At 46.3% G+C, this 7,751-nt stretch carries 7 protein-coding genes; 3 read left to right on the top strand and 4 right to left on the bottom strand.

The window, feature by feature from the left end:
- Positions 1-251 precede the first annotated feature (251 nt).
- The 3 genes from priA to QUA13_RS24510 all read right to left on the bottom strand — a co-directional run bounded on the left by priA (position 252) and on the right by QUA13_RS24510 (position 4,513).
- On the bottom strand, positions 252-2,813 hold the full coding sequence (priA, locus tag QUA13_RS24520; protein ID WP_333202752.1) for a primosomal protein N': 2,562 nt from the start codon (positions 2,811-2,813) through the stop codon (positions 252-254).
- Between the two features lie 79 nt (positions 2,814-2,892).
- A complete protein-coding gene (locus tag QUA13_RS24515; RefSeq protein ID WP_333202750.1) occupies positions 2,893-3,963 on the bottom strand; it encodes an ATP-binding protein in 1,071 nt (356 codons plus the stop codon).
- Between the two features lie 373 nt (positions 3,964-4,336).
- A complete protein-coding gene (locus tag QUA13_RS24510; protein ID WP_333202748.1) occupies positions 4,337-4,513 on the bottom strand; it encodes a hypothetical protein in 177 nt (58 codons plus the stop codon).
- Between the two features lie 64 nt (positions 4,514-4,577).
- Between QUA13_RS24510 and QUA13_RS24505 the strand changes: the two genes are divergently transcribed.
- Positions 4,578-5,522 carry a fused MFS/spermidine synthase gene (locus QUA13_RS24505; protein ID WP_333202746.1) on the top strand — a complete coding sequence of 315 codons (945 nt, stop codon included), beginning with the start codon at positions 4,578-4,580 and terminating at the stop codon, positions 5,520-5,522.
- A gap of 39 nt (positions 5,523-5,561) precedes the next feature.
- On the top strand, positions 5,562-5,732 hold the full coding sequence (locus QUA13_RS24500; protein WP_172186266.1) for a YqaE/Pmp3 family membrane protein: 171 nt from the start codon (positions 5,562-5,564) through the stop codon (positions 5,730-5,732).
- Between the two features lie 156 nt (positions 5,733-5,888).
- Here the strand turns inward: QUA13_RS24500 and QUA13_RS24495 are convergent, their stop codons facing one another.
- The gene (locus QUA13_RS24495; RefSeq protein WP_333202745.1) at positions 5,889-7,175 is read right to left on the bottom strand and encodes a lipid-A-disaccharide synthase; all 1,287 of its coding nucleotides are present in this window, start codon (positions 7,173-7,175) and stop codon (positions 5,889-5,891) included.
- A 36-nt stretch (positions 7,176-7,211) separates the two neighbouring features.
- Between QUA13_RS24495 and QUA13_RS24490 the strand changes: the two genes are divergently transcribed.
- A complete protein-coding gene (locus QUA13_RS24490) occupies positions 7,212-7,688 on the top strand; it encodes an ankyrin repeat domain-containing protein (protein ID WP_333202743.1) in 477 nt (158 codons plus the stop codon).
- The last annotated feature ends 63 nt before the right edge of the window (positions 7,689-7,751 follow it).

Here is a 7,751-nt window from a genome sequence, read left to right as displayed (position 1 = left end):
ATTGCTGGTATTTATAATTATGAACTTTCTTTGAAGATAAATTAGCGATCGCCTGAGAATTTCGCAAGAGGTCTAATCTACAAAAACCCGCCCCCACCAACCCATAACCCAGATTAACCTGATGTTCGATCGAATTCAAAAAATGTAGATTCGGATTTGTCGTGTTCGTGGGGGCGGGTTTATTATATTGTTGGTTTCCGACATAGATGGTTAGTGAAACCCGCCCCTACAAAGGCTTGTAGCCCCACCAATCAACCAAAATTCAACGGATCGACATCAATAGTTAAACTAACAGAACGCGGCGTGCGATCGCGCAATCGGATCAAATCAGACAAATCCACCGACTCATCCAAAGGCAACTTCAGCAAAATCTGCCACCGATAGCGATTTGCCACCCGCATAATCGCCGCAGGTGCAGGCCCCAACAACTCACACCCCGGTACAGACAATCGCTCAATATACTCCTGACAAACAGACGCCAATTGTACCGCCGTCACCGCCACTTCCGCCGCATCTACACTGCTCAACCGCAACAAAATCAGACGCCCCGAAGGAGGATAATTCAGGGCCGCTCTTTCTGCTAATTCTGTTTCCACAAAACCCGCATATTCGTGCCGCCTAACTGCTTGAATAACCCGGTGTTCGGGAGTGTAAGTTTGAATAATTACCCGCCCCGGATCGTCGCCTCTGCCCGCACGTCCCGCGACTTGAGTTAATGTTTGAAAAGCTCGTTCGCTGGCCCGATAATCCGATAAGTTCAGCAACCCGTCAGCAGACACAACTCCCACTAATGTGACTCCTGCTAAATCTAACCCTTTCGTCAGCATTTGCGTACCCAACAAAATGTCAGCTTCCCCATTGGCAAATTGCGTTAACAATCGGCGGTGGTCGCCCTTATTTCTAGTCGTATCGCTGTCAAACCGAATTGCCCGCAATTCGGGAAATAATCTCGTTAATTCCTGTTCGACTCGCTGAGTGCCGCTGCCAAAGTTTTTGAAGTAAGGAGAACTGCATTCCGGGCAGTTTTGAGGGTGTCGTTCCGTGTGGTTGCAGTAGTGACAGCGCAATATTTCTGCGGTTCCTTCGCCGACGTGGTGATAAGACAGGGAAACATCGCAGTTCGGGCATTCCATCACATAGCCGCAACTCCGACAAGAGACAAAGGTACTGTGTCCTCTTCTGTGAATAAACAGGATACCTTGCTGTTGTCTGGCTTGCAACTGTTCCAGGGCATTTTGCAGGGAAGCACTGAAAATTGAGCGGTTTCCTTGCCGCAATTCTTGGCGCATATCAACTATTTCCACAGGCGGCATCGGGCGGGAATAAATGCGATCGGGCAATGATAAATAATGGATATTTGGTAATGAGTAATAATCTCGGCGCGTCCCCACTAAAGTCTCTAAAGCTGGAGTTGCGGAACCTAAAATTAAGGGACAATTTTCTAATTCAGCGCGCCATTTGGCAACGGTGCGGGCGTGGTAGCAGGGGGCTGGTTGGTCTTGTTTGAAGCTGCTGTCGTGTTCTTCATCGAGGATAATTAAGCCGAGGTGAGGTAATGGCGCGAAAATGGCCGATCGCGTGCCGATGACAATTTGCGGGGTTCCAGTCAGCATCTGACGCCATGTATCGTAACGTTCGCCGTCGGATAGGGCGCTGTGGTACACGCAAATTTGCTCGCCAAAACGGGCTCGGAATCTGTCTGTAAGTTGCGGTGTCAAACCGATTTCGGGAACGAGTACGAGGGCGGATTTGCCACTGGCTAAGATTGGGGCGATCGCCTGCAAATACACTTCGGTTTTCCCGGAACCTGTAACGCCGTGCAGCAGCACTTGGCGGAATCCCGAAAAAGAGTTAATCAACGCTAAGGCTTGAGCTTGAAAATGAGTTAAAGTTTTGGGTGCATCGGGCAATTGAGAAATTCCGCGATCGCCCCTGAGCACTTCCCTTTGGTCAATTACAACGCTACCTTTTTGTTCCAAATTTTTGACAACAGAAGAACTCGCGCTGCAAATTCTCAGCAAATCGTTCATCCACATTTCACCGCCACCGCGCCGCAAAACTTCCAATACTTCTTGTTGCCGCTTGGTTAAATCTGTGACAAATGCACTAGCAATTAATGTCACTGCCGGTTTGAGTTGTGGTTTGGGAGGATTGGGAGGTTCTAAATAACTTTCTACCCAACCGCGTTTCAATAAATCTTTCAATCCCCGATAACTTCCCTTAACTTGGCGCTGGAGGTATTGCCAAGTGTAATCGCCGTTTTTTTGAGCTTGCAGCAATTGTAAAATTTGACTGGCGGCGGGATTGAGAAATGTTTCGGCATTCGGAGAAATTGCGTCCTTAATTAAGCGAATTCGGCGCACGGAACGGCTTAACAAACCGGGCGGCAGCGAGGCTCTAATTACTTGAATTAATGGTGTGCAATAATAGGTGGCAGTGCGATCGAGCAATTCCCAGTAATTAGGCGGAAAAAAGCCCGTACTGACAACATCTTCGACATCTTTAACCCGCGCCGGATCTAAGTCGGGCGGCAGTTGAGAAATGAAGCGAATCGCGATCGCGCCTACCTGTTGACTGCCAAAGGGTACACTCAAAATATCCCCTGGTTGCACGGTAAGTTCCGCAGGTAAACCATAGGTAAATAACTTGTTTTCCTCCCCAGCGGAGTCCCCCGCAACCCTGAAAGGAGAGTCCACCAATACCTCGATCCACTCTGCCCGCACAGTGGGGCGCTGTGGCGGTTCGCTGCTGCTGTAGGATGCCCCGGGCTCTGCCGCTACAGGGGTTGACAAACCAAAAGTGACAGTAGACATAGGGTTGCACATCAAACTAGGAGGAGCCGCAGTCAAAGGGAGTTTTCATTATCCCTCAGTTTAGCTCGATCGATCGATCTTAGCTGCGGGAATTGGCGATCGGAATCTCGATCGCCAATTCAGTCCCTTCTCCAATTGCGGATATGCACTCCAACCTCCCACCGTGTTTATCCACAACAATTTGATAGCTAATTGACAGTCCCAAACCCGTCCCTTGACCGACTGGTTTGGTGGTAAAAAACGGATCAAAAATTTTCATTCTTACAGCTTCATTCATTCCCAAGCCATTATCTTTGATGCTGATTTTAGCCCATTTTTCGGCAAGAAGAGAAGTAGTAATTACAATATGGCTTGGCTTGGCTTCTATTTCGCCTAGGGAACGCTTTTTGTCTCGCTCCCGCAGGGCATCAACAGCATTATTAATGATGTTCATAAATACCTGATTTAATTGCCCCGGATAACATTCTATTTTTGGTAAATCTCCATAGTCTTTAACAATTTTTATAGCTGGGTTGCCTGGTTTTTCTTTAGTTAAGTGCTGTAAAATTACCAAGGTGCTGTCAATTCCTTCGTGAATGTTAACTGGTTTCTTTTCAGCTTCATCTACCCGAGCAAAGTTGCGTAAAGTCAGCACAATTTCGCGGATGCGCTCGGAGCCAACTTTCATTGACGAAAGAGTTTTTAACAAATCTTCGCGCAGAAAGTTGAGGTCAATTTTTTCAAGAAAATCTTCAATCTCTGCATCTGTTTCAGGATACCGATCCTGGTACATTGCGAGCAATTTTAAAATGTCGCCAGCGTAGTCATTGACATAGGTAATATTGCCGTAAATAAAGTTGACAGGATTGTTGATTTCGTGGGCGATACCAGCTACCAAAATTCCCAAAGCCGACATTTTTTCGGCTTCGATCAATTTGATCTGCATTGTTTGCTGGTTTTTCAGAGCTTTTTGTAGTGTAGACATTTTTGCTTTTAAAATATTTTCGGAATCTCTAAATTCCTCAGTGACTATTTTTAGCAAAGATTCTTTTTTTTGATTAATGGTTTCTAATTGGCTGCGTTCGGTTTCCGAAGTTTCGAGTTTTTCCCGCAGGATGCGATTTTCCTTTTCCAGCTCTTTGATTCTGTTTTCCCAGTCTGTTGGTTCCATCGGCTATTATTTTGGACCTAAAAAAAATAGTGTCATAACAGTTTTATAAATAAATCTAATTGCACCCTTTACCTAGTTAGAATTTAGACGCCCATCACCTCGGCAAATTTGTCCGCAAGTTTTAACACTTCCTTTATTTGGCTCGATCTAAAAATCTTATCTAAGATATATTCACAATGTCAAGTTATTAATAATAAATCTGGTTAAGACCGATCGCAACTTTTCTTCTCCGCACTCGGATTTGCGGGGTTTTCATCCGATTATTGATCAATAAGCAGGCCGATCGCAAACTTATAAAGGCGGGCTGAACGCGAAAAATTGCCCGATTCGGACAACATTTGTACAAAACTCCCCGGCTTTGCTGGGGAAAATATTAAATGTGACTGCGATCGACCGGGGGCGACTGAAAAAGTACGATCGACTGGGCGCGCGATCGGGCAAGCAATCTCAAGTACCAAGCCAATAGCGCTCTCCCAGAACGCCATCCTACTATACCATTGCTGAGAAATCTGAATCCCATGTGTCGATCGTACTCACACAGCCGCACCATTTTGTGCTAAGAACTACTACTTGTGACAACATCCACACAGCAGTTTATATTTGGAGAGTAATTGATGTCAGGTAGCGAAGTTCGTGCAGACTTTTGGATGAGCGAGTACATTACCCCTTGGGATATTTACGTTCACGGCATCATCGGCGTGCTCGCTTACAAGAAAACAGCCTATCAAGAAATGTACGTAGTTCAGACCGGTACCTACGGCAAAGGCTTAGTTCTGGACGGCAAATGGCAATCTTGTACAGGCGACGAGTTTCTGTACCACGAACCCCTGGTACACCCAGCCATGATTTCTCACGGTTCCCCCAAAAAAGTGCTCGTTCTCGGCGGCGGAGAAGGAGCTACAATTAGAGAAGTGCTGCGCTGGAAAACAGTTGAAAAAGTCGTAATGATCGATATTGACGGCGAAGTAGTAGAAGCTTGCCGCGAACACCTGCCAGAAATGCACCAAAACGCCTTTGACGACCCCCGCTGCGAAGTAGTAATCGGCGATGCTTTGGACTATTTAGACAACACAGACAAAGACTGGGATATTGTCATTTCTGACTTGTCCGACCCCATTGAAGAAGGCCCATCTTTCCAGTTGTTTACCAAGGAATATTTTGAGAAAGTTCGCAGCGTAATGTCGCCTGACGGGTATTTCGTAGTGCAAGCGGGGCCAGTTTCTCCTGCCGAAATGAAAATGCACGCTCGCATTGTCAATACCCTGAAATCGGTTTTCCCCAACGTTCAATCCTGCACCAGCTTTATTTCTACTTACGGAGCTCCTTGGGGTTTTGCGGTAGCTTCTACTCAAGAAATAAATACGCGGCCAGAACCTGAAGTGACTGACAAATTACTCGCCGAGAAAACAACTGGCGGGTTGCGGATGTTCGACGGGATTACACTGTTGGGGTTGATGCAAGTTCCCGGTCACTTACGGCAGGTAATCGCCGCTGAAACCGAAGTTTACACTATCGCAGCACCACCTAAGTTTTTCGGGAAAGGCTCTGTCGGTCAGTGAAGTTAAATTGGAAGAGAAAAGTAGTTTGGAGTAACTGAGATGGACAATTTAATTCGCATAGTCGCTGCCATTTTTCTTCCCCCGTTGGGCGTATTTTTGACTGTTGGCATCGGTACTGATTTTTGGATCAACCTGGTTCTCACGTTTTTGGGCTTTATTCCCGGGATCATTCACGCTGTTTGGGTTATTGCTAAGCACGATCGACCTTAACTTGAGGCCAAATCCAGTTTTTGGATAATAAACAGGCTAGAGAAAATTTATTTTCTTTCGCCTGTTTTCACCAATTAATCTGTATTAAATCTGCGTTCATCCGCGTACCCTTCGGGAAGGCGAAGCGCCTACATCTGCGGTTAAAAATAAAAAAATCTAATTCTTCTCAGAATGAGATTGCACTTCAATTTCTTCACACACCAATTCAGCAATTTTTTTCGCCGCCCCCGATTCTCCTCGAACCGCACGCAAACGATCGCCCATTTGTGCTAATTTTTCAGGATGGCTCAAATAGTCGATCGCCAATTGAGCTATTACTTCCGGTTCCAGCTTCCCAATTAACTCCGGCACAATCTCTTCCTGTGCCCAAATATTCGGCCAAGCATAAAGCTTTCCCTTTCCCAATTGCCAGATTAGCCAATTAATCCCCGTCGCAAAAGCTGAACCGACTAACGGCAAATTTGCCAGCAAACCCGGCAATCCGTCCCAGGCTTTCATCGCATCCAATTGCTGCGTCGGAATCAAAACAATCATCGGTACAGCTAACGAACCCAATTCGGCAGTATTCGCTCCCACAGTAGTTAAACAAAGGCTGCATTCTGATAGCAAATCGTAGGCGGGCGTCTGCGTCCAAAGTTCTACTTGCAACTTATTTGCTGTCTGCAAAAACGGCCGTTCTGTTAACTGAAGTTCGGCGCTAGCGTTCTCAAATAAATGCAGGCAAGGATTTTGTTCAGGGTCGGCAAAACGTGCTAGAGTTTGCATATCTAAGGTAGGAGCAACGGGAATTACAAAGCGAGTTTGAGGGCGGATGCGGTGGATGGATTGGGCGATCGACAAACATAACGGTACACCTAAAGCTAATTTGGCGGCTTTAGAACCGGGTAACAATCCAATTAATTCTATTTTTGTACGAGGCAGAGCCTCTGGATATGCGTTTCCAGGCACAGCCTGGGAACGAGCTACTTCCGCAATTAAATCTCCTACCACTGTAAATTTATTAGCATATTTTTCGGGAATTTTAGCAAAAACTTCAGGTTTCATTGCCGCAAATTTATCAATCCAGCGATACCACCGCGCGTCCCATTCAGCATAAATAACAGTGCGATATTTTAGCCTTTTGCCAATCACAACTGTAAAAAATTGATCGCCGCCTAAAAACAAAACAACTCCTGTTTCATACCAATCCCAATTTTCCGCAGTTTTGCCGGATAATAAGAATGGAAAAAAATGCTCCGGCGCCTGTACTCTGTCCACTTCTGGGTAGGAAGATGCGATTTGTGCTTCTTTCCCGGTGGCGTGCGGACAGGGGGACAGCACCACAGAGATGCGCGCTTGAGTACCCGCGTTTCCCAATTGCTCGCGCAATGCTTGCACGGCGGGACGCACCCAAGTTGCTAATTCTCCGGGCCCGTTGGAGAGGATTAAAATATCTAGTGCCATAGGATTTAAGATTCTAGAGGATGCAACGGAGATTTTATGACAGATTTAATTAATGCCGTCAAGACGGGTGATGTTGCGGCTGTAGAAAGTGCGATCGAACAGCGTGCAGATATCAATGCCAAAGATGAGCAAGGTGAGACGGCTTTGACGGTTGCGGCTGAGGCTGGCAATTCGGCGATCGTCAAAAAATTGCTGGCTGCAGGTGCGGATATCAACAGTCGGGATAATGACGGTTGGACGCCGTTAATGAGTGCCGCTGCTGCGGGACATACCGAGATTGTACAGGTTTTGCTCTCGGCGGGAGCGGATGTGAATGCTAAAACTAATTTTGGTTTGACGGCTTTGATGAGTGCTGCTGGTAGCGGGCGCACTCAAGTTGTGGAATTATTACTCGATAAAGGAGCTGATATCAAAGCTAAGGATAATAATACTTGGACTGCGTTAATTTGGGCGTCTTCTGAGGGCCATCAAGATGCTGTTGAGGTTTTGAAGCTAGCGCGCGATCGCAATTAAAAACTTAGAAACCGGATTTATTTGATAAACCCGGTTTCTAGATGGTACAATTAATTATCGCAC

The organism is Microcoleus sp. S28C3, assembly GCF_036700785.1.
Taxonomy (GTDB): Bacteria; Cyanobacteriota; Cyanobacteriia; order Cyanobacteriales; family Microcoleaceae; genus Microcoleus; species Microcoleus asticus.
The sequence above is the reverse complement of the archived record's forward strand: the minus strand, read 5'-3'. Positions and strand labels throughout refer to the sequence as shown.